The organism is Pseudomonas sp. LB3P31 (assembly GCF_054897945.1).
Genome location: NZ_CM142710.1, coordinates 3,677,556 through 3,698,403, shown reverse-complemented (window position 1 = coordinate 3,698,403; position 20,848 = coordinate 3,677,556). Strand labels below are relative to the sequence as shown.

Annotated in this window: 20 protein-coding genes; 6 read left to right on the top strand and 14 right to left on the bottom strand. The window is 59.8% G+C overall.

Features of this window, described 5'->3' with window-relative positions; genetic code table 11:
• Positions 1-10 precede the first annotated feature (10 nt).
• Both ACYZTK_RS16735 and ilvA read right to left on the bottom strand, forming a co-directional pair.
• A complete protein-coding gene (locus tag ACYZTK_RS16735) occupies positions 11-436 on the bottom strand; it encodes a DUF2269 domain-containing protein (RefSeq protein WP_462010900.1) in 426 nt (141 codons plus the stop codon).
• 39 nt (positions 437-475) lie between these two features.
• Entirely contained in the window at positions 476-1,990 is a 1,515-nt protein-coding gene (gene ilvA, locus ACYZTK_RS16730) for a threonine ammonia-lyase, biosynthetic (protein ID WP_462010899.1), read from the bottom strand.
• Positions 1,991-2,294: 304 nt separating this feature from the next.
• On the opposite strand from ilvA, the gene rpiA reads away from it, so the two are divergent.
• Positions 2,295-2,969 (top strand): ribose-5-phosphate isomerase RpiA, encoded by a 675-nt coding sequence (gene rpiA, locus ACYZTK_RS16725; RefSeq protein WP_462010898.1) that lies wholly within the window; start codon positions 2,295-2,297, stop codon positions 2,967-2,969.
• A 144-nt stretch (positions 2,970-3,113) separates the two neighbouring features.
• On the opposite strand, the gene ACYZTK_RS16720 is transcribed toward rpiA, so the two are convergent.
• The 4 genes from ACYZTK_RS16720 to ACYZTK_RS16705 all read right to left on the bottom strand — a co-directional run bounded on the left by ACYZTK_RS16720 (position 3,114) and on the right by ACYZTK_RS16705 (position 7,381).
• Entirely contained in the window at positions 3,114-4,031 is a 918-nt protein-coding gene (locus ACYZTK_RS16720; RefSeq protein WP_462010897.1) for an SdiA-regulated domain-containing protein, read from the bottom strand.
• 117 nt (positions 4,032-4,148) lie between these two features.
• Complete coding sequence (locus ACYZTK_RS16715) at positions 4,149-5,078, bottom strand: SdiA-regulated domain-containing protein (RefSeq protein WP_462010896.1); 930 nt, start codon at positions 5,076-5,078, stop codon at positions 4,149-4,151.
• 205 nt (positions 5,079-5,283) lie between these two features.
• Positions 5,284-5,949: a fumarylacetoacetate hydrolase family protein gene (locus ACYZTK_RS16710; protein WP_462010895.1), complete on the bottom strand. Its 666-nt coding sequence runs from the start codon at positions 5,947-5,949 to the stop codon at positions 5,284-5,286.
• 37 nt (positions 5,950-5,986) lie between these two features.
• A complete protein-coding gene (locus tag ACYZTK_RS16705) occupies positions 5,987-7,381 on the bottom strand; it encodes an FAD-binding oxidoreductase (protein ID WP_462010894.1) in 1,395 nt (464 codons plus the stop codon).
• A gap of 207 nt (positions 7,382-7,588) precedes the next feature.
• Between ACYZTK_RS16705 and serA the strand changes: the two genes are divergently transcribed.
• A complete protein-coding gene (serA, locus tag ACYZTK_RS16700) occupies positions 7,589-8,818 on the top strand; it encodes a phosphoglycerate dehydrogenase (RefSeq protein ID WP_462010893.1) in 1,230 nt (409 codons plus the stop codon).
• A 62-nt stretch (positions 8,819-8,880) separates the two neighbouring features.
• On the opposite strand, the gene ACYZTK_RS16695 is transcribed toward serA, so the two are convergent.
• Entirely contained in the window at positions 8,881-9,306 is a 426-nt protein-coding gene (locus tag ACYZTK_RS16695; RefSeq protein WP_462010892.1) for a DUF4399 domain-containing protein, read from the bottom strand.
• A gap of 133 nt (positions 9,307-9,439) precedes the next feature.
• Here ACYZTK_RS16695 and ACYZTK_RS16690 point away from each other — a divergent pair, with 133 nt between their 5' ends.
• Positions 9,440-10,027 (top strand): transporter substrate-binding domain-containing protein, encoded by a 588-nt coding sequence (locus ACYZTK_RS16690; protein ID WP_462010891.1) that lies wholly within the window; start codon positions 9,440-9,442, stop codon positions 10,025-10,027.
• A 52-nt stretch (positions 10,028-10,079) separates the two neighbouring features.
• Here ACYZTK_RS16690 and ACYZTK_RS16685 read toward each other — a convergent pair whose 3' ends face one another.
• Both ACYZTK_RS16685 and ACYZTK_RS16680 read right to left on the bottom strand, forming a co-directional pair.
• Positions 10,080-10,613, bottom strand: coding sequence for a 2-thiouracil desulfurase family protein (locus tag ACYZTK_RS16685; protein WP_462010890.1), 534 nt, complete (start codon positions 10,611-10,613; stop codon positions 10,080-10,082).
• Between the two features lie 2 nt (positions 10,614-10,615).
• Positions 10,616-11,248 (bottom strand): 2OG-Fe(II) oxygenase, encoded by a 633-nt coding sequence (locus ACYZTK_RS16680; protein ID WP_462010889.1) that lies wholly within the window; start codon positions 11,246-11,248, stop codon positions 10,616-10,618.
• 108 nt (positions 11,249-11,356) lie between these two features.
• On the opposite strand from ACYZTK_RS16680, the gene ACYZTK_RS16675 reads away from it, so the two are divergent.
• A complete protein-coding gene (locus ACYZTK_RS16675) occupies positions 11,357-12,103 on the top strand; it encodes a DUF2059 domain-containing protein (protein ID WP_462010888.1) in 747 nt (248 codons plus the stop codon).
• 129 nt (positions 12,104-12,232) lie between these two features.
• Here the strand turns inward: ACYZTK_RS16675 and bipL are convergent, their stop codons facing one another.
• Positions 12,233-13,180, bottom strand: a complete 948-nt coding sequence (gene bipL / locus ACYZTK_RS16670; RefSeq protein WP_462010887.1) for a phospholipase BipL — start codon at positions 13,178-13,180, stop codon at positions 12,233-12,235.
• A 98-nt stretch (positions 13,181-13,278) separates the two neighbouring features.
• On the opposite strand from bipL, the gene ACYZTK_RS16665 reads away from it, so the two are divergent.
• A complete protein-coding gene (locus ACYZTK_RS16665) occupies positions 13,279-13,860 on the top strand; it encodes a DUF6436 domain-containing protein (protein ID WP_462010886.1) in 582 nt (193 codons plus the stop codon).
• A 114-nt stretch (positions 13,861-13,974) separates the two neighbouring features.
• A complete protein-coding gene (locus ACYZTK_RS16660; RefSeq protein ID WP_462010885.1) occupies positions 13,975-16,380 on the top strand; it encodes a penicillin acylase family protein in 2,406 nt (801 codons plus the stop codon).
• 189 nt (positions 16,381-16,569) lie between these two features.
• Here the strand turns inward: ACYZTK_RS16660 and ACYZTK_RS16655 are convergent, their stop codons facing one another.
• From ACYZTK_RS16655 to ACYZTK_RS16640, 4 genes are all read right to left on the bottom strand, one after another.
• Positions 16,570-17,460: an ABC transporter permease subunit gene (locus tag ACYZTK_RS16655; RefSeq protein ID WP_462010884.1), complete on the bottom strand. Its 891-nt coding sequence runs from the start codon at positions 17,458-17,460 to the stop codon at positions 16,570-16,572.
• Positions 17,457-18,338, bottom strand: a complete 882-nt coding sequence (locus tag ACYZTK_RS16650; protein ID WP_462014916.1) for an ABC transporter permease subunit — start codon at positions 18,336-18,338, stop codon at positions 17,457-17,459. The genes ACYZTK_RS16655 and ACYZTK_RS16650 overlap by 4 nt, the downstream gene beginning before the upstream one ends.
• A 35-nt stretch (positions 18,339-18,373) precedes the next feature.
• The gene (locus tag ACYZTK_RS16645) at positions 18,374-19,516 is read right to left on the bottom strand and encodes an ABC transporter ATP-binding protein (RefSeq protein WP_462010883.1); all 1,143 of its coding nucleotides are present in this window, start codon (positions 19,514-19,516) and stop codon (positions 18,374-18,376) included.
• A 73-nt stretch (positions 19,517-19,589) separates the two neighbouring features.
• On the bottom strand, positions 19,590-20,687 hold the full coding sequence (locus ACYZTK_RS16640) for a polyamine ABC transporter substrate-binding protein (protein WP_462010882.1): 1,098 nt from the start codon (positions 20,685-20,687) through the stop codon (positions 19,590-19,592).
• Positions 20,688-20,848 lie beyond the last annotated feature (161 nt).

The following is a 20,848-nucleotide window of genomic DNA, read 5'->3' as shown; positions in this document are numbered from 1 at the left end:
GTCTCAAGCCTTAAACCGGCTTGGCGCCCATCAACCCGGAAATGGCGATCAAACACACAAAACTGACCAACGCCAAGGCAAAGGTAAACTTGCCATTGCCCCCCGGCGCCTTGCGCAGCTTGTTCAGCCGCACCAGCAGCCAGAACCAGGCCAACGCCGCCACGGTGTAAAGCACGCTGGATGCCAGCAACCACAACTGCCCCAGCGGCCAGCCCACCAGGTGCACCATCCACCAGCCGGTGAACGGCATGCTCAGCAACGCCAGCCCCATCAACAGCCAGACAAACACCCGTGGCCGTTGTAACGTGCGTGCCGGAGCAGTCGCGTCGCCACTACGCCGCGCTTGCCAAACCCATATCCCCAGGCCAAGCGCACAGCCCAACAAGATCGCCGTCGCCGCGGTGTGCGCCATTTTCAGGGCGGTTAACGTTTCCATTGTTCGATTTCCTTATGACTTGCCCAACAGCGTAGCCGCTCAACCAAGAAACATCAGATAGGCCGGGTTGTCGCTTTCATCCCAATACGGATAGCCAATCTCTTCCAACGCCGCAGGTACCAGGTGGCGTTCGTCATGCGGCACCTGCAAGCCCGCGACGACCCGGCCATCCGCAGCGCCATGGTTGCGATAGTGGAACATCGAGATGTTCCAGCGCCCTCCCAGCTTGTTCAGGAAGTTGAACAGCGCGCCAGGACGCTCCGGGAATTCAAAACGCAGGATCACCTCGTCGACTACATGCGCCGCGCGCCCGCCGACCATGTGGCGGATGTGCAACTTGGCCAGCTCGTTGTCAGTCAGGTCGAGCACCGGAAAGCCTTGCTCGCCAAGGCTGGCAATCAACGCGCTGCGCGGATCGGTGTCCGGGTGGGTTTGCACCCCGACAAAGATGTGGGCTTCGCTGCCGGTGTTGTAGCGGTAGTTGAATTCGGTGATCTGGCGCTTGCCGATGGCTTCGCAGAACGCCTTGAAGCTGCCCGGCTTCTCGGGAATGGTCACGGCGATGATGGCCTCGCGCCCCTCACCCAGCTCGGCGCGTTCGGCTACATGGCGCAGGCGGTCGAAGTTGACGTTGGCCCCGGAGTCGATGGCGACAAAGGTATGCCCGGTAACGCCGTTATGCTCGACGTACTTCTTGATCCCGGCCACGCCCAACGCGCCGGCAGGCTCGGTGATGGAACGGGTGTCGTCGTAGATATCCTTGATCGCCGCGCAGATTTCATCGGTGCTGACGGTGATGACTTCGTCGACATAGTCTTTGCAGATGTCGAACGTGTGCTGGCCAATCTGCGCCACCGCCACGCCATCGGCGAAAATGCCCACGGTCGGTAATACCACGCGCTCACCGGCGGCCATGGCCGCTTGCAGGCAGTTGGAATCGTCCGGCTCGACGCCGATGATCTTGATTTCAGGCCGCAGGTATTTCACATAGGCCGCGATCCCGGCGATCAGGCCGCCGCCGCCCACCGGAACGAAAATCGCATCCAGGCGCCCCGGATGCTGGCGCAGAATCTCCATGGCCACCGTGCCCTGCCCGGCAATGGTATGGGGATCGTCGTAGGGGTGAATGTAGACGTAGCCTTTTTCGTCGACCAGTTTCAGCGAGTAGGCCAGAGCTTCCGGGAACGAATCCCCGTGCAGCACCACTTTGCCGCCACGCGAGCGCACGCCTTCGACCTTGATCTCCGGGGTGGTCTTGGGCATCACGATGGTCGCTTTCACGCCCAACACCTTCGCCGCCAGGGCCAGGCCCTGGGCATGGTTGCCGGCGGAGGCGGTCACCACGCCACGCGCGCGCTCTTCATCGCTCAGCTGGGTGAGCTTGTTATAGGCGCCCCGAATCTTGAACGAGAACACCGGTTGCAAGTCTTCGCGCTTGAGCCAGATGTTGTTGCCCAGCCGCTCGGAGAGCTGGCGAGCAGTCTGCAACGGGGTTTCTACGGCAACGTCATAAACGCGCGAGGTGAGGATTTTCTTGACGTACTGTTCGAGCATCGGAAAGCATCACTGGGCGGGTTGGGCAGGGCCAAGGAGTCTAACCCGGCTACGCGCCGGACGACCACATCCCAATCCAAACCTGTGGGAGCAAAGCTTGCTCGCGATAGGGTTTGCCATTCAACATCTCGCTACCTGACAGACCGCTATCGCGAGCAAGCTTTGCTCCCACAGGAATTTCTCACAGGGCTTCCAAAGGGATTTCCCGCAGGGTTGTACCCACTCAGGTTTGAGCATGACCTTCCCCGCCCCGCAGCTTATAATGCCGACCTTTCGTCCCCTCCTTCGGCACTTCGGAGCCCGCATGACCCAGGATCAACTCAAACAGGCAGTGGCCCAGGCCGCCGTCGACTTCATCCTCCCGAAACTCGACGACAAGAGCGTCGTCGGGGTCGGCACCGGCTCCACCGCCAACTGCTTCATCGACGCCCTGGCGCAACACAAGGGCGCGTTCGATGGCGCAGTCGCCAGTTCCGAAGCCACCGCCGCGCGCCTCAAGGGCCACGGGATCCCGGTGTACGAACTGAATACGGTCAGCGACCTGGAGTTCTACGTCGACGGCGCCGATGAAAGCGACGAGCACCTGAACCTGATCAAGGGCGGTGGCGCTGCCCTGACCCGCGAGAAGATCGTTGCCGCCGTGGCCAAGACTTTCATCTGCATTGCCGACGCCAGCAAACTGGTGCCGGTGCTCGGCGAGTTCCCGCTACCGGTGGAAGTGATCCCGATGGCCCGCAGCCACGTGGCCCGGGAACTGGTCAAGCTGGGCGGAGACCCGGTTTACCGCGAAGGCGTGCTGACCGACAACGGCAACATCATCCTCGACGTGTTTAACATGCAGATCACCAACCCGGTGGAGCTGGAGCAGCAGATCAATGCGATCGTCGGCGTGGTAACCAACGGTTTGTTCGCTGCGCGGCCCGCGGATTTGCTGCTGTTGGGTACCAGTGAAGGCGTGAAGACCCTGCGCGCGAAGTAAGCGTGGCTGCCTATTTTTGTGTGGACAACTGAAATACCTGTAGGAGTGAGCCTGCTCGCGATGCGGACGGTCAGTTGACGTTGATGTCGGCTGACACACCGCTATCGCGAGCAGGCTCACTCCTACAGGGTTATGTGTTTGAAGTTAAGGTTGGGCTGGCTTCTTGAACACGTAAAACAGGTTCGGCTCACTCACCAGGTACATCGTACCCTCGTCATCCATGGCGATCCCTTCCGCTTGCGGCACAGTCTTTTGCAAACCCTGACGCCCCTTGTTCAACGACATGGTGCTCAGCGGTCGACCGTCCACATCCAGCTCCAGAATCAGCCGCGATTCGTCGGACAGCGCCAGCAGATGGCCGCTGCGTTCGTCGTATTGCAGGCTCGACAGATCCCGCACAAACATCCCGGCATCGCGCTTGGGGTTGTTGATCACGTGCACTGCGTAGGATTTTTCCGGGTTGTAGTGCGGAAAACCCTGCACTTCGTAAATCAGCATCGGGTCGCGCTCCTTGGCGACAAACAAACGCTTGCCCACGGAGTCGTACGCCAGGCCTTCAAAGCCCTTGTTGCTGGCCATGTGCACGCCAAGGGATATCTGCTCGGCATCTGCCGCATCGAGGAAGGTGGTGTCCATTTCCAGGCGAATCTTGATCAACCGCTGCTCGCGCTCGTCGGTGATCACATAGGTGTCGGCACTGATGTATTCCACCGCTTCCGGATCGCCAAAACCGATCAGCGAAACGCGCCGGATGATCTGGCCGTCCAGTGACAGCTCGATCAGTTCGGAATTCTTGTTGGTCACCGTGAACAGGCTTTTGCGCACCGGATCGAAAGTCAGGGCCGATACATCGTCATCCAGGCCTTCGATGACCCGCGCCTCGACAGTCACCTGATAACGATCCAGGCCAATGGAAAGCTCATTTTCGGGCTGCCACAGCGCATGCAGGTTGAACCAGCCGCGCTCGAACAGGCGCAGGTATTGGCCCATCGCGATCAACGCCAGCAGCGCGACTACTGCGAAGATCAGGATCAGAGGTTTGGGACGGGCAAATCGACGCATTCTGGCGGCTCGGATTCAGGACTGGCGGATGAAATATCACGTCTGTCTGAACTGAAGCTTAATGGCCACTTGCGCTGTCCTACAACCGTGCAGAAGTAATCCTACACGGCATCGTCATCAATTCTGCTTTTCGAAGCGATAAAACAGGTTGGGTTCGCTCACCATGTACAGGTTGCCGGCTTCGTCCATGGTCACGCCTTCGGCCCGGGGGATGGTCTTCTTCAAACCGTTGAAGCCCCCCAGCAGAGTCATGAAGCTGACCTGCTCGCCCTTCTCGTCCAGCTCCAGCAACAAGTGGGAATCGGCTGACAACACCAGAGTGTGGCCGGTGCGCGGGTCGATGGCCAGGGCTGACAAGTTGCGGATGTCCAGCTCGTCACTGTCGAGCTTCTGCTTGTCGCCGGTCAGTGAAACGCCGTCGCTGCTTTTCCAGGTGAACAGCGCCGGAGGGCGTTCTTCACCCAGCAGCATCTGCTGATTGTGCGAGTCCCAGACGATGGCTTCGAACGCCTTGTTCTGGTCCTTCGAAGGACCCAGGTCGTACTTCGGGAAATCAGCGATGTTCAGTTCGCGGGTGTCGGCATCGACCTTGACGATCGACAGCTGGTGATCGCGCTCATCGACGATGGCCAGCAGGCCATTGCCCATGACCGTCAGGCCTTCCGGGTTGCTCCAGCCGACCAGAGGCATTTTGCGCAACACGTCGCCCTGCAACGACAGTTCGACCAGGAACGGATTTTTGCCCATGACCGAGAACAGCGTTTTGGTTTGAGCGTTGTAGGCCAGGTCGGAGGCTTCGTCCTTTTCCAGGCCGGGCAGCAATTTGGCGTCGATCACTGCCGTGTAATTCGGCAGCCAGATACTTTCCTGACGCTCGGCCTGGCTCTCGAAACGCTCCTTCAACCAGAGCACACCACGGTCGTCCCAATGCATGGCAATGGCCAGGCCATAGGCTACGGCGGCGACCAGCAACAGCCAGTAGTACCAGCGCATGGAAAAACGCGGGCGGCGGGAAGGTTTGAGCGTGGGCAGCGGTTGGTTGGCCATTAAAGGATGGGTTCCGGAAATTCAAGAATAGAGGTCATGGCGAACAATCCTGGTGGGAGCAAAGCTTGCTCGCGATGAGGCCTTCGCATGCAACATTGATGCTGGATGGTAGACCGCTGTCGCGAGCAAGCTTTGCTCCCACAGTAAGTTTTGCTCCTACAGTAAGCTTTGCTCCCACAGGTAAGCGGTGCTTCCACAGGAAGTCTTAGCGAACGCTGGTGGTGAAGCTGCTGGCGCCTGGCAATTCAATCACCAGTTCGTCACCAACATTCAGCGGGCCAACGCCCACCGGCGTGCCGGTCAGGATCACGTCACCGGCCTGCAGCGAGAAGCAGCCCGCCATGTGCTGGATCATCGGCACGATCGGGTTGAGCATCGCGCTGCTGTTGCCATCCTGGCGAACTTCACCGTTGATGGTCAGGCAAATGCCGATATCGGTCAGGTCGGCGAAACTGCCCACAGACACGAACGGCGCAATGACCGCAGCACCGTCGAACGACTTGGCGATTTCCCACGGCAGGCCCTTGGATTTCAGCTCGGCCTGCTTGTCGCGCAGAGTCAGGTCCAGGGCCGGAGCGAAACCGGAAATGGCATCCAGCACCTCCTCCCGGCTTGGTTTGGTCGACAGCGGCTTGCCGATCAACACGGCAATCTCTGCCTCGTAATGCACGGAACCGCGCTCGGTCGGAATGCTGAAACCACCCTCCAGCGGCACCACGCAGCTACCTGGCTTGATGAACAGCAGCGGTTCGCTAGGCACCGGATTGTCCAGTTCCTTGGCGTGTTCGGCGTAGTTGCGCCCGATGCACACCACTTTCCCCAGTGGAAAGTGAATACGCGTACCGTCGACATACTGGTGCTGATAGCTCATTGACCGGCTCCTGGTTCGTAGCGCTTAAGTTCGAAAGTCAAACAGCGAAAATCTTGCCCGGGTTCATGATGCCGTTCGGGTCGAACACCGCTTTGACGGCTTTCATGTACTCGATCTCAACGGGCGAGCGGCTGTAGGTCAAGTAATCCCGCTTGGTCATGCCTACGCCGTGTTCGGCGGAAATCGAACCGTTGTACTTCTCGACGGTTTCGAACACCCACTTATTGACGGTGGCGCACTTGGCGAAGAACTCGTCCTTGCTCAGGTTATCCGGCTTGAGGATGTTCAGGTGCAGGTTGCCGTCGCCGATGTGGCCGAACCAGACGATTTCGAAGTCCGGGTAGTGTTGGCCGACGATCGCGTCGATTTCCTTGAGGAATGCCGGTACTTTCGACACGGTCACCGAAATGTCGTTCTTGTATGGAGTCCAGTGGGAGATGGTCTCGGAGATGTACTCACGCAGCTTCCACAGGTTTTGCAGCTGGGTTTCGCTCTGGCTCATCACGCCGTCCAACACCCAGCCCTGCTCCACGCAGTGCTCGAAGGTTTCCAGGGCATGATTGGCCACTTCTTCGGTAGTCGCCTCGAATTCCAGCAACGCGTAGAACGGGCAATCGGTTTCGAACGGCGCGGGCACATCGCCGCGCGCCATGACCTTGGCCAAAGCCTTGTCAGAGAAAAATTCGAATGCAGTCAGGTCGACCTTACTCTGAAACGCGTGCAGCACGGGCATGATCGAATCGAAATCGGCGGTACCGAGCACCATGGCGGTGAGGTTTTTCGGCGCACGGTCCAGGCGCATGGTCGCTTCGACCACAAAACCAAGGGTGCCTTCAGCGCCGATGAACAGCTGGCGCATGTCGTAGCCGGTGGCGTTCTTGATCAGGTCGCGGTTCAGTTCCAGCACATCGCCCTTGCCGGTGACGACCTTCATGCCCGCCACCCAGTTGCGGGTCATGCCGTAGCGAATCACCTTGATCCCGCCGGCATTGGTGCCGATATTGCCGCCAATCTGGCTGGAACCGGCCGAAGCGAAGTCCACCGGGTAGTACAGACCTTTTTCTTCAGCAACGTTCTGCAGGTGCTCGGTGACCACGCCAGGCTGGCACACGGCGGTGCGATCAACGAGGTTCACTTCGAGAATCTGGTTCATGTAGTCGAACGACACGACGACTTCGCCGTTGGCTGCCACCGCTGCCGCAGAAAGCCCGGTACGACCACCGGACGGCACTAGCGCCACCTTGTGTTCATTGGCCCAACGGACAATGGCTTGAACCTGCTCGGTGGTCTTGGGGAACACGATGGCGGTGGGCGCCGGGGCGAAATGCTTGGTCCAATCCTTGCCATAAGCATTCAGGGAGTCGGCATCGGTCAGCACCTTGCCAGGCTCAACCAGGGTCTTCAGCTCATCAATCAGGGCAGGATTGGTCATCGACAGAACTCTCGAACAATTCATGGTCATCCTGAGAACGCTTCACGTCGCAGGAATGAGTGTTTAGCGGGGCGCCTATGCTAGCATACCGACCCCGCAGGATAGTGCTCAAAGGCTGTTCTGCGGCGACGGCTTTCCTGCCGTCCGGGTCAGCTCCAGGCTGCTCCATTTCCTGCCATTTTTCTCCGGGATACAGGGTTTACGCAGATGAGCAAGACTTCTCTCGATAAGAGCAAGATCAAGTTCCTTCTTCTCGAAGGCGTCCACCAATCGGCTGTCGACGTCCTCAAGGCGGCAGGCTACACCAGCATCGAGTACCTCACAGGTTCTCTGCCGGAAGCCCAGCTGAAGGAAAAGATCGCTGATGCGCACTTCATCGGCATTCGCTCCCGCACTCAACTGACCGAGGAGATCTTCGACAACGCGAAGAAGCTCGTCGCAGTCGGCTGTTTCTGCATCGGCACCAACCAGGTCGACCTGAACGCGGCTCGCGAACGCGGGATCGCCGTGTTCAACGCCCCGTACTCCAACACTCGCTCCGTAGCCGAGCTGGTGCTGGCCGAAGCGATCCTGTTGCTGCGCGGCATCCCAGAGAAGAACGCTTCCTGCCACCGTGGCGGCTGGATCAAGAGCGCAGCCAACTCCTTCGAAATCCGCGGCAAGAAACTGGGCATCGTCGGTTACGGCTCGATCGGTACTCAGTTGTCGGTCCTGGCTGAAGGACTGGGCATGCAGGTGTATTTCTACGACACCGTGACCAAATTGCCTCTGGGTAACGCGACCCAGGTCGGCAACCTGAACGAACTGCTGGGCATGTCCGACATCGTTACCCTGCACGTTCCGGAAACCGCTGCGACCCAGTGGATGATCGGCGAGAAGGAAATCCGCGCCATCAAGAAAGGCGGCATCCTGATCAACGCTGCTCGCGGCACTGTGGTTGAACTGCAGGCCCTGGCAGACGCAATCAAGGACAAGCACCTGATCGGCGCGGCCATCGACGTGTTCCCGGTGGAGCCGCGCTCCAACGACGAAGAGTTCGAAAGCCCGCTGCGCGGCCTGGACAACGTGATCCTGACCCCGCACATCGGTGGTTCCACCGCCGAAGCGCAGGCCAACATTGGTCTGGAAGTGGCGGAAAAACTGGTCAAGTACAGCGACAACGGTACTTCGGTATCGTCGGTAAACTTCCCGGAAGTGGCCCTGCCGGCTCACCCTGGCAAGCACCGCCTGCTGCACATCCACGAGAACATCCCGGGTGTGATGAGCGAGATCAACAAGGTCTTCGCCGAAAACGGCATCAACATCTCCGGTCAGTTCCTGCAGACCAACGAGAAAGTCGGCTACGTCGTGATCGACGTCGACGCCGATTACTCCGAGATCGCTCAGGAGAAGCTGCAGCACATCAACGGCACCATTCGTTGCCGGGTGTTGTTCTGACAGCGATTTGAGCGACAAAAAAGGGAGCCCTCGGGGCTCCCTTTTTCATGCCTGGTGAAAATTCACTTTACCGTCACGGTGATTTTCTTCGACACGATTGGCGGATCGAACGGAATGTGGCCGCTGTCGCCCAGCTCAAGCTGCAAGGTGTGCTTGCCTGGCGGCAGCTTGATGGTGGCTTCGGTCTGCGCCTTGCCGAAATGCATGTGATTGGCGTCGGTCGGAATCGGCTGGCCGGCGGCAGGAAGGTCTTTGACGTCGATCAGCAGGTGGTGGTGACCGGTGTGTTTGGTGACATCGCCCGCCGGGGCCAGAGAGATGTCCTTGACGCCGAACTTGACCTTGAACTCTTGACCCACCGTGGCACCGTCTTCCGGCGAAACGATGAACGCTTCCGCTCCCTCGGGAGCCGGAGTGGCTGCCGTTGCCAGCATCGAAGCCCCCATCAACAGGCCAGCCAATGCTGCTCGTGACATAAAGGTTTTCATTCTCTTCTCCAGTTTTTACGTAAAATCTGCGCAGTCATGACAACTTCATGACCATTTGTTGTCGAAGGCTCCGACAACCATAGCAAAGCGAGCCGACCCAGAGCCTCGCAATAATGAATTCAAAGGAGTGACCATGCGCTTTTTGCCTGGCCTGATCTGCCTGCTACCCCTTTTGAGCCCATTGGCTCATGCCGAGTTGATTGACGATATCAACGACCGTGGCGAACTGCGCATTGCTCTTGAGGCTAATACACCGCCCTTCAATTTCAAGGACGACGGCAAATTGACCGGCTTTGAAGTCGAACTGGGCCAGCTGCTGGCCCAAGAGCTGGATGTACGCGCCGATTTCGTGGTCACCGATGCCAGCGAGCTATTGCCCGGGGTTGAGAGCGGCAAGTTCGACGTTGCCATCAACCACATAGCACTGACCCCGGATCTCAAGGATCGTTTCGACTTCAGCGAGCCTTATAGCTACGCCAAGGCCGATTTGATCGCGCAGAAAGAACCGGAGCCGCGCTCGATGCTGCTGGTGCAGACGCTCGCGCAGGAAAAACCGAAAGCGGCTGCGCCGGTGAGCCTGGCAATCCCGTTCCAGAAGGGTAACCCGGCGTTTCATGCCAGCCTGGAGAATGCGTTGGGAAGGATCAAGGCGGATGGGCGGCTGGAGGCGTTGTCAGAGAAGTGGTTTGGCGCGGACACCAGCGTGGCCCCCAAGCCCTGATCTCAGACTCGTTGCAAAACCCTGTGGGAGCGAGCCTGCTCGCGATGAGGCCTCAACATTCAGCATCATAGTTGGCTGTGAGACCGTCATCGCGAGCAGGCTCACTCCTACAGGCCAGCGCCGCGGCGGCTTGCGGTAATTCGAGCTCACTGAAGACCTGCACGCCATTACGCCTGAGCAACGCCGCGGTCACGCCCTCGCCGCTGACTTTCACCCCGCTGAAAGTCCCGTCATAGGTCAATAGATTCCCGCACGACGGGCTGTTGGCCTTGAGCACTGCGATCCGGATGCCGTGCTTTTGCACCAGTTCCAGTGCCTGATAAGCCCCTGAGAGGAATTCGGCGCTAACATCCGCGCCGTCGGTGGTGATGACCGCCGCCTGCCCATCCAGCACCTCGCCGCCCTGCCCTCCGGGAATTTCCGCAGCAGCCCGGGGCGTCGGCAAGCCACCGGCCACCTCGGGGCACAAGGGTACGACGCGACCTTCATCCACCCACTGCTGCAGCTGATCAAATGGCCCACTAGCACCGCCGTCGTAGCGAACGCGATGGCCCAGAAGGCAGCGGCTGACCAGAATCTTCTGCATGATCAGAACGGCTCGTTGCCGCGACGGCGGAACCATCCTGTCACCGACAGCCGATTGCGGCTCGCGGGCAGGACTTCGTGAGGCACTTCACCCGAAAGAAATACCACCAGGCAACCGCCGGTGGGCACTACGTCGTGCTCCACACCTTCGTCCAGGTACATGCGCAACTGGCCGCCATGCTCGGGCAGCCAGGCATCATTGAGGTAGACCACCGCCGAGACCATGCGCCGGTCATCATCGCGAAAGCGGTCGACATGCTTGAGGTAGAAGGCACCCGGCGGGTACAGCGCAAAATGGCTTTCGAAATCTTCCAGGCAAAGAAACAGGCCCCGATTCATCGCCTCGCGCAGGCTGTCCATCAGCTCTAAATAACAGTTACAAGCCAGCGAATCGCCCGGCTCGATCCACTGGATGTGATCGCCGCGAATGCCCTCACGGATCTCCGAAGTAGGTCCGCGACCCACTGCGGCGGGGGTCAATTCGCCTTCGGCTGCACGTTTATGGCACTCAGCAGCCAGTTCCCGGGTCAGACCCAGAGGCAGGAAAATATTCTGCTGCGACCAGCCGTGTGTGGCGAGGTCATCGACGATTCGTAACAGCAGCGGATGATCCGAGGATATTTGCATGGCGCGCATAGTATTCCTGTGTCTGCAAATCCGACAGAGCCGTGCAGCGGCTTGATACGAATTCTCGACAAGTCCGAATGCCACACGGAGAATAGTCGCCTGCTGACAGGAGTCCCTATGCGCCGTTTGCTTTTCTCACTGTTGATGTTCTGCGTCATGCCTGCCTGGGCAGACGGCTACGATCAGTTGTACAAGGTCGCCGGCTGGCCGGAACAACGCGCGCATTTCAACGATGCCCTCTCGGCCGCCCAGCAGCGTTACCAGAACAGCCTGCCACCGGCGGTGTTCCAGGCGTTGGTGAACAACAGCAACCAGCGTTTTGCGCCCCAGGCGGTCGATCAGCGCGCCGAGGCACAACTGCGCAAGACCCTGGCCGATCCCAAGCCGGCACTGGCGTTTTTCCAGTCGCCGCTGGGCAAGAAAATTGTCGCGGCGGAACTGCTGGCGACCCGTCGTGATCAACTGGCGAAAAATGTCAAGGGTCTGCCGAAGATCGAAGCCAGCGACACCCGCCTGCTGATCATCGGCCACCTGGCCCAGGCCCTGCCTGCACGTGAAGCGGGTGCCGAGGTCAGCCTGGCGATTGCCGGCGTCGCTGCCGACAGCCTTAGCTCGATGATTCCCGGGCTGCTGGGCGGTGGGCAGGCGCAAGGCATGTTGAATGGTCAGCGCCAGCGCCTGATGGACCAGATTGGCAGTGATCTGAACAACACGCTGCTTTACGTATATCGCGACCTGTCGGACACCGAACTGGAAGAGTTTGCGACCTTTGCCGAGTCGGCGGAGGGCAAGGCGTATTACCAGGCGGCGCTGGCGGCGATTCGGGCGGGGTTGGCGGTGGGGCAGACTAACCTCAGCCAGTAATCTTCAGTGCCTGATGGGGCCTCTTCGCGGGCAAGCCCGCTCCCACAGGTTTTCGGGTGTGTATGAAATTTGTGCAACTCAGCCAACCCTGTGGGAGCGGGCTTGCCCGCGAAGAGGCCCCCACAAGCGCTACAAATTCCGGCCCTTGATCCGCTTGGTCAAAAACCCAAAATACTCCGCCCGCAACGCCAAAGTCTCATTCGCCAAATGATGCCGCGCCTCCGGCAGCATCAACACCTGCGGCCGATCAAACTTGGCTCGCAACACCCCAAGGTTATGCTGCCAATCCACCGTCATATCCGCCTGGCCCTGCACAATCAGCGGCCGACGCGGACTGTTGGGTGCCGCCTCAATGCGCTTGATCCAGCGGGCCAGCGCGCCGACCCAGGCAGTCGGCAGTCGCAGCGGTTGCAGCGGGTCGGCTTGCAGGAAAGGCAGGAAATCCGGGTCGTTCGAGTTTTCGCTGAAGCGCCGCGCGATAGCTTTGACGAAAGGCCTGAGCAGGTAATAACTCAGCTGCGACCAGCCCCACGCTCGCGGCCGAACCAGCGGCGACAACAGAATCACCTGGCCCTGGGCCGGGCTATCCACCCCCGCGTTGAGCACGTGATCAATCACGATCGCCCCACCCGTACTTTGCCCGCACAGGTGCCACGGCTGTGGCAGCCCGATGGACAATGCCTCGGCAAACAACCCTTGCAGTGTGTCCTGGTACTCGGCGAAATCCCTGATGCTCGCCCGTTCGCCGCTGGACAGGCCATGTCCCGGCAAATCGCAGGCAATCACCGCAAAGCCTTGCTCCAGCGCCCAGTCGATCACGTGCCGATACAACCCGGTGTGATCGTAGAAACCGTGGAACAGGAACAACGTCGCCTTCGCCCGCTCCGGCCACCAGAACTGGCTGACTACCTGATAACTGCCCACGTCGAATCTACCCAGACCACTGCGCAGTTCGCGCCCAGGAAAATCCAGCCCGTAAAACCGCTGATACGCCTGCCCTTCCTCCGACAATGGCCGGCCTTGGGCCAATGGCCGCAGGCTGGCGCGCAAGTGATCGGGGGCGAAAGTGGCAGACATGAGCAAATTCCAGCGAACGAAACGGACTTTATCGGCCTGCGATATTCATCTGTCCCGGCAAGCATGGCAAGCTAGCCGACCTCAAAGGAATGCAATCCATGCACCCGGCCTACCGCACCACACTGCTCGCCAGCCTGCTCGCCCTCGTATGCGCCGCCGTTTTGTGGGCGGCCTACGACTGGTTTCAGGGGCGCTACCTGCGCGCTTTCAGTGAACACACGGCGGTTTTCTCAGGCGACCCCTTGCGCCTGCCGGATGACCTCGCAGGCCCGGGGGCCATTCGCCTGGTGCACTTCTGGGACCCGGCGTGCCCCTGCAATGTCGGCAACCAGCAACACCTCAGCGAACTGGTCGAGCGGTATGTGCCGCAGGGCATCGAGTTCTACTCGGTGCAAAAGCCGGGTACTCACGGCCAGCTACCAGGCACCTTGAGCAGCCTGAAAAATATCAGCGTATTGCCCGGCTCCGAGCAGATCCCCGCCAGCCCCGCAGTCGCGATCTGGGACCGCGCGGGCAAGCTGGCGTATTTCGGCCCCTACAGCGAAGGTCTCACCTGTAATTCGAGCAACAGTTTCATCGAACCGATCCTGCAGGCGTTGAACGAAGGCCGCGCCGTGAGTGCGACCCACACACTAGCGGTGGGGTGTTACTGCCCCTGGACCGAGGCTGCCACGAAGTAGCGACAAATCCGGCAATACGAATCCCTCCTAAGGGCGATGGGCCGTTTCGGCATGTCGTGTTAAACAGTGTCGCCAGGGAATAGCTGCCACTCATAACAAGAACAAGGAATCATCATGAAACGCCTCCTGACCGCTCTCGTTCTGCTGGTTGTCGTGCTCGCTGCAGGCGCCGGCTGGTACGTCTACAGCAAACAGCCGACGCGTAAGGGCATGGTTGAGCTGCCGCACCTGCAGGGCGCGGTCACGGTGCGCTACGACGAGCGCGGAGTGCCGCACATTCGCGCCGAAAACGAACCAGACCTGTATCGAGCGCTGGGTTATGTGCAGGCCCAGGACCGGCTGTTCCAGATGGAAATCCTGCGCCGCCTCGCTCGCGGCGAGCTGGCCGAAGTGCTGGGGCCAAAACTGCTCGATACCGACAAGCTGATGCGCAGCCTGCGCATCCGCGAGCGCGCTGAAACCTACCTCGCCAACCTCGATAAACAATCTGCGGCATTCATCGCCATGCAGGCCTACCTGGACGGCATAAATCAATATCAGGACAACCATCCGCGGCCGGTCGAGTTCGACGTGCTGGGCATCCCCAAGCGCCCTTTCACCGCCCAGGACACCATCAGCATCGCCGGCTACATGGCCTACAGTTTTGCTGCGGCGTTTCGCACCGAGCCCCTGCTGACCTACGTGCGCGATCAACTCGGCTCGAACTACCTGAGCGTCTTCGATCTCGACTGGCAGCCCAAAGGGGTGCTGGCAAAACAACCCGGCGGTGCTGGCGCCGCCCATGCCAGCATCGACTGGAAGGACCTCAACGCCCTCGCCCGCCTGAGCGAACAGGCCCTGGCAGATAACGGCCTGCCGCAGTTCGAAGGCAGCAACGCCTGGGTCGTTGCCGGCAGCCGCACCAAAAGCGGCAAGCCGCTGCTAGCCGGTGACCCGCATATTCGCTTCTCCGTGCCTTCAGTGTGGTACGAGGCGCACCTTTCGGCCCCGGGCTTTGAACTCTACGGCCACTATCAGGCGCTGATGCCCTTTGCATCGCTTGGACTCAATCACGACTTCGGCTGGAGCATCACCATGTTCCAGAACGATGACCTCGATCTGATAGCGGAGAAGGTCAACCCGGACAACCCCAACCAGGTCTGGTACCGCGGCAAGTGGGTGGACATGGTCTCCAGCGAGCAGCAGATCGCCGTGAAGGGCCAGGCACCGGTGACGCTGGTGTTGCGCCAGTCGCCCCACGGGCCGATCGTCAATGATGCGCTGGGGGCCAACGCCGGCAAGACGCCGATCGCCATGTGGTGGGCCTTCCTCGAAAGTCAGAACCCGATTATCGAAGGCTTCTACCAGCTCAACAGTGCCGACACCCTCGCCAAGGCCCGCAGTGCGGCGGCCAAGGTCCAGGCGCCGGGTCTGAACATCGTCTGGGCGAATGCCAGGGGTGATATCGGCTGGTGGGCGGCCGCCCAACTGCCCAAGCGCCCTGCCGGCGTGCGCGGCGACTTCATTCTCGATGGCAGCACGGCTGAATCGGAGAAAGACGGCTTCTACCCGTTCAGCGCCAACCCCCAGGAAGAAAATCCGCCACGGGGATATATCGTCTCGGCCAATTTCCAGCCGGTGTCACCAACCGGCATTGATATTCCCGGGTACTACAACCTGGCGGATCGCGGTCAGCAACTCAATCGTCAGCTTGGCGACAAGTCGGTCAAATGGGACCTGGATGCCAGCCAGAAACTGCAACTGGGTACCACCACCAGCTACGGCCCGTGCTTTCTTGCCCCACTGTTGCCGGTGTTGCGCGAAGTGGTCAGCGATCCTGCGGAGCTGAAGCTGGTCGAGCAACTGGCCCAGTGGCCAGGCGATTACCCGCTGGATTCGACCAGTGCCACTTTGTTCAACCAGCTGCTGTTCAACCTGGCTGACGCGACCATGCACGACGAGCTGGGCGATGCATTCTTCGAAACCCTGCTCTCGACACGGGTGATCGATGCCGCACTGCCGCGCCTGGCAGCCAACGCCGACTCGCCGTGGTGGGACAACCGCAACACTCCAGCCAGGGAAACTCGCGCCGACACGGTCAAGGTGGCCTGGCAAGCGAGTCTGGCGCAACTGCGCACCACCCTCGGCACAGACGTCACGCAGTGGCAGTGGGGCAAGGCGCATACGCTGACTCATGGTCATCCGCTTGGGCAGCAGAAGCCGCTGGACCGGATCTTCAACGTCGGCCCGTTCGCCGCACCTGGCACCCATGAAGTACCGAACAACCTCTCGGCGAAGATCGGCCCGGCGCCCTGGCCTGTCACCTATGGCCCGTCGACCCGGCGCCTGATCGACTTCGCCGACCCGGCGCACAGCCTGACTGTCAACCCGGTGGGCCAGAGCGGCGTGCCTTTCAACAGCCACTATGAAGACCAGGCCGAGGCATATATCGAAGGGATGTATTTTCAGGCTTACCTCAATGAAGAGGAAGTTGCGGCGAATACGCGGAGTACGTTGAAGTTGGTGCCCAAGGCCCAATAATTTGTGTTGACCGGGCGGGCCTCATCGCGGGCAAGCCCGCTCCCACAGTTGACTGAGTTGTCCATCCGAATACGGTCCAAATGTGGGAGCGGGCCTGCTCGCGATTACGGCCTGACATTCAACATCATCGTTGAATGTCATGCCCTCATCGCGAGCAGGCTCGCTCCCACAATGGATTTGTGATCGGCCTTAGACCGCTTCCGGCGCCTGCGCGCGACGCACGTCCGGTTGCTTCCACGAGTCGGCTGCGCTTTCCTCGATCGCCTGCTGGATCGCTTTCTTGCGCGACTCTTCTGCACGCCGGCTGAAGAACCACACCAGGAACGTCACCAGCGACACCGCCAGCAGAATCAGGCTGGCCACGGCGTTGATCTCCGGTTTCACACCCAGGCGCACTGCCGAGAACACTTCCATCGGCAAGGTCGTCGAACCCGGGCCGGAAACGAAGCTCGCCAGTACCAGGTCATCCAGGGACAGCGCGAAAGACATCATGCCCCCCGCCGCCAGCGATGGCGCGATCATCGGGATGGTGATCAGGAAAAACACCTTCCACGGTCGGGCGCCAAGGTCCATGGCAGCCTCTTCGATCGACAGGTCCAGCTCACGCAAGCGCGCCGACACCACCACCGCCACATAGGCCGCACAGAACGTCGTGTGGGCGATCCAGATGGTGACGATGCCACGTTCCTGCGGCCAGCCGATCATCTGCGCCATCGCCACGAACAGCAGCAACAGCGACAGACCGGTGATCACCTCGGGCATTACCAGCGGCGCGGTGACCAGGCCACCAAACAGCGTGCGTCCCTTGAAGTGGGTGATACGGGTCAGGACGAAGGCAGCCAATGTGCCCAGCGCCACCGCCGCTACCGCCGTGTAGCAGGCGATTTCCAGCGAGCGCACCACCGAGCCCATCAGTTGCGTGTTGTCCATCAAGCCGACGTACCACTTGATCGACCAGCCGCCCCAGACCGTCACCAGCTTGGAGGCGTTGAACGAGTAGATCACCAGAATCAGCATCGGCAGATAAATAAACATCAGCCCCACTACCAGCATGAAACTCGAGAAACGGAAGCGCTTCATTCCTTGCCCTCCATCTCTTTGGCCTGGCTACGGTTGAACAGGATGATCGGCACGATCAGGATCGCCAGCATCACCACCGCCAGGGCAGAAGCCACCGGCCAGTCACGGTTGTTGAAGAATTCTTGCCAGAGCACTTTACCGATCATCAGGGTTTCCGGACCGCCAAGCAGTTCCGGGATCACGAACTCACCCACCACCGGGATAAACACCAGCATGCAGCCGGCAACGATGCCGTTCTTGGACAACGGAATGGTGATTTTCCAGAAGCTGTTGAACGTGCTCGACCCGAGGTCGGAGGCCGCCTCCAGCAGGCTGTTGTCGTGCTTCACCAGGTTGGCGTAGAGCGGCAGGATCATGAACGGCAGGTACGAGTAAACCACGCCGATATAGACCGCCAGGTTGGTGTTGAGGATCTGCAGCGGTTCGTTGATCCAGCCCATGGTCATCAGGAAGCCGTTGAGCAGGCCGTTGTTGCTGAGGATGCCCATCCACGCATACACGCGGATCAGGATCGCGGTCCAGGTCGGCATCATGATCAGCAAAACCAGCACCGTCTGCATCTCTTTGCGGGCACTGGCGATGGCGTAGGCCATCGGGTAGCCGATCAGCAGACAGAGGACGGTGCTGATCAGAGCCATCTTCAACGAGCCGAGGTAGGCGGCGATGTACAACTCGTCGCCGGCCAGCATCGCGTAGTTGCCGAGGTTAAGCAGCAGCTGCAACTTCTGTTCGGCGAAGGTATAGATCTCGGTGTACGGCGGAATAGCGACGTCGGCTTCGGCGAAGCTGATCTTCAGGACGATGAAGAACGGCAGCATGAAGAACAGGAACAGCCAGATGAACGGAACCCCGATGACCAGTTGGCGGCCACCGGGAATTATTCGATTGAGGCGGCGTTTGAATTTGCGCATGTTCATGAGCGAAGCACCACGCCGCTGTCGTCTTCCCAGTACACGTAAACCTGATCACCCCAGGTTGGGCGCTGGCCACGGCGTTCGGCGTTAGCCACGAACGATTGCACCAGCTTGCCGCTTGGCAACTCGACGTAGAACACCGAGTGACCGCCGAGGTAGGCGATGTCGTGGACCTTGCCGCTGGACCAGTTGTATTCGCAGGTCGGCATGTCGGCGGTGACCAGCAGCTTCTCCGGACGGATCGCGTAGGTGACCGACTTGTCCTGCACCGAGGTGCTGATGCCGTGGCCCACGTAGATTTTCCGATCCAGGTCCTTGCAGGTAATGATCGCGTGGCCTTCCGCGTCGTCGATGACTTCGCCTTCGAAGATGTTGACGTTACCGATGAATTCGCAGACCAGGCGGCTGGTCGGGGTTTCGTAGATGTCGATCGGGCTGCCGATCTGGGCGATCCAGCCCAGGTGCATGATCGCGATGCGCTCGGCCATGGTCATGGCCTCTTCCTGGTCGTGGGTCACCATGACGCAGGTTACGCCGACTCGCTCGATGATCTCGACCAGCTCCAGCTGCATTTGCGAACGCAGTTTCTTGTCCAGAGCACCCATCGGCTCGTCGAGCAGCAACAGCTTGGGCCGCTTGGCCAGGGAGCGCGCGAGCGCCACACGCTGACGTTGACCGCCGGACAGTTGATGCGGCTTGCGCTTGGCGTACTGGCTCATCTGCACCAGCTTGAGCATTTCGGCCACGCGGGCGTCGACTTCAGCGGCAGAAATCTTGTCCTGCTTGAGGCCGAAGGCGATGTTCTGCGCCACGGTCATGTGTGGGAACAGGGCGTAGGACTGGAACATCATGTTGATCGGCCGCTCATACGGCGGCATGTCGGTGATGTCTACGCCGTCGAGGAAAATGCGCCCCTCCGTGGGCCGTTCAAAACCGGCGAGCATGCGCAGCAAAGTGGACTTGCCCGATCCCGATCCGCCGAGCAGGGCGAAGATCTCGCCTTTCTTGATTTCCAGGGACACATCGTCCACGGCAATCGTCTCGTCGAACTTCTTCGTGACCCGGTCGATTTTGACCAGCACCTGTTTAGGTGTCTGGTCGCCCTCGAGGGCTTTCTTATAGGCGCCGGAGGCAACTGCCATTTACGAAACTCCCAGAAAAAAAGAGTGCAGTTCGCTCAAGGTGAGCCAACCTTGGATAGTTTGAGCCTTGAAGCTATTTACCCGACTTGACCTTGGTCCAGCTGCGGGTCATCAAACGCTGAATATTGGGCGGCAACTCGATGGACACGTAGGTCTTGTCGAGAACTGCCTGCGGTGGATAAACCGCCTCGTCGGTGCGAATGGACTGCTCCATCAGCTTGTCCGACCCGGGATTCGGGTTGGCATAACCGACGTAGTCACTGACCTGGGCGATCACCTCAGGTTTCAGCAAATAGTTGATGAACGCGTGAGCTGCTTTGACGTTGCTGGAGTCTTTGGGAATCGCCAGCATGTCGAACCACAGCGCGCCGCCTTCCTTGGGAATCGAGTAGGCGATGTTCACGCCCTTCTTCGCTTCTTCCGCACGGTTCTTGGCCTGGAACATGTCGCCGGAGAAACCGATGGCGATGCAGATGTCACCGTTGGCCAGGTCCGAGATGTATTTGGAGGAGTGGAAGTAAGTTACGTAAGGACGCACGGCCAGCAATTTGGCTTCAGCCTTCTTGTAGTCTTCCGGGTTGGTGCTGTTGGCGTTGAGGCCCATGTAGTTGAGGACTGTCGGCATCATTTCATCGGCGGAATCGAGGAAGGCTACGCCGCAGCTGTGCAGCTTCTTGATATTTTCCGGCTCGAATAGCACGGACCAGGAGTCGATCTTGTCGACGCCCAGCACGGCCTTGATCTTGTCGACGTTGTAGCCGATGCCGTTGGTGCCCCACAGATAAGGCACGGCATAGAGGTTGCCCGGATCGTTCTGTTCCAGGCGCTTGAGCAGCACCGGGTCGAGGTTCGAGTAATTAGGCAACTGCGACTTGTCGAGCTTCTGGAATGCGCCGGCCTTGATCTGCTTGCCAAGGAAGTGATTGGACGGCACCACCACGTCGTAGCCGGTGCGACCGGCCAGCAACTTGCCTTCCAAGGTTTCGTTGGAATCAAAGACGTCATACACCGGCTTGATACCGGTCTCTTTCTGGAAATCTTCCAGGGTGGTCTGACCGATGTAGTCCGACCAGTTATAAATATGCACCGTACCGGCGGCCTGGACACTGGCAGCAACTGTCAGTCCGGCAGCAACCAGCAGGGCATTGCGCAACAAAGAAGAAATAGGCAAGTGGAGGTCCTCTGAAATTAGTTGGGCCCAAGTTGCCCCGCGCTACATGACAGCCTCAACTGCCCGGCAACAAACCGGCGCGCAACTTACCCTCGAATAACCCTTCCAGCAAAACTTTTATGCAGATACCCCTGTAGGAGCGAGCCTGCTCGCGATGGTCG

Coding starts and splice junctions, on each gene's coding strand:
- ACYZTK_RS16735 (WP_462010900.1), bottom strand. CDS start 436: ATGGAAACGTTAACCGCCCTGAAAATGGCGCACACCGCGGCGACGGCG.
- ilvA (WP_462010899.1), bottom strand. CDS start 1,990: ATGCTCGAACAGTACGTCAAGAAAATCCTCACCTCGCGCGTTTATGAC.
- rpiA (WP_462010898.1), top strand. CDS start 2,295: ATGACCCAGGATCAACTCAAACAGGCAGTGGCCCAGGCCGCCGTCGAC.
- ACYZTK_RS16720 (WP_462010897.1), bottom strand. CDS start 4,031: ATGCGTCGATTTGCCCGTCCCAAACCTCTGATCCTGATCTTCGCAGTA.
- ACYZTK_RS16715 (WP_462010896.1), bottom strand. CDS start 5,078: ATGGCCAACCAACCGCTGCCCACGCTCAAACCTTCCCGCCGCCCGCGT.
- ACYZTK_RS16710 (WP_462010895.1), bottom strand. CDS start 5,949: ATGAGCTATCAGCACCAGTATGTCGACGGTACGCGTATTCACTTTCCA.
- ACYZTK_RS16705 (WP_462010894.1), bottom strand. CDS start 7,381: ATGACCAATCCTGCCCTGATTGATGAGCTGAAGACCCTGGTTGAGCCT.
- serA (WP_462010893.1), top strand. CDS start 7,589: ATGAGCAAGACTTCTCTCGATAAGAGCAAGATCAAGTTCCTTCTTCTC.
- ACYZTK_RS16695 (WP_462010892.1), bottom strand. CDS start 9,306: ATGAAAACCTTTATGTCACGAGCAGCATTGGCTGGCCTGTTGATGGGG.
- ACYZTK_RS16690 (WP_462010891.1), top strand. CDS start 9,440: ATGCGCTTTTTGCCTGGCCTGATCTGCCTGCTACCCCTTTTGAGCCCA.
- ACYZTK_RS16685 (WP_462010890.1), bottom strand. CDS start 10,613: ATGCAGAAGATTCTGGTCAGCCGCTGCCTTCTGGGCCATCGCGTTCGC.
- ACYZTK_RS16680 (WP_462010889.1), bottom strand. CDS start 11,248: ATGCGCGCCATGCAAATATCCTCGGATCATCCGCTGCTGTTACGAATC.
- ACYZTK_RS16675 (WP_462010888.1), top strand. CDS start 11,357: ATGCGCCGTTTGCTTTTCTCACTGTTGATGTTCTGCGTCATGCCTGCC.
- bipL (WP_462010887.1), bottom strand. CDS start 13,180: ATGTCTGCCACTTTCGCCCCCGATCACTTGCGCGCCAGCCTGCGGCCA.
- ACYZTK_RS16665 (WP_462010886.1), top strand. CDS start 13,279: ATGCACCCGGCCTACCGCACCACACTGCTCGCCAGCCTGCTCGCCCTC.
- ACYZTK_RS16660 (WP_462010885.1), top strand. CDS start 13,975: ATGAAACGCCTCCTGACCGCTCTCGTTCTGCTGGTTGTCGTGCTCGCT.
- ACYZTK_RS16655 (WP_462010884.1), bottom strand. CDS start 17,460: ATGAAGCGCTTCCGTTTCTCGAGTTTCATGCTGGTAGTGGGGCTGATG.
- ACYZTK_RS16645 (WP_462010883.1), bottom strand. CDS start 19,516: ATGGCAGTTGCCTCCGGCGCCTATAAGAAAGCCCTCGAGGGCGACCAG.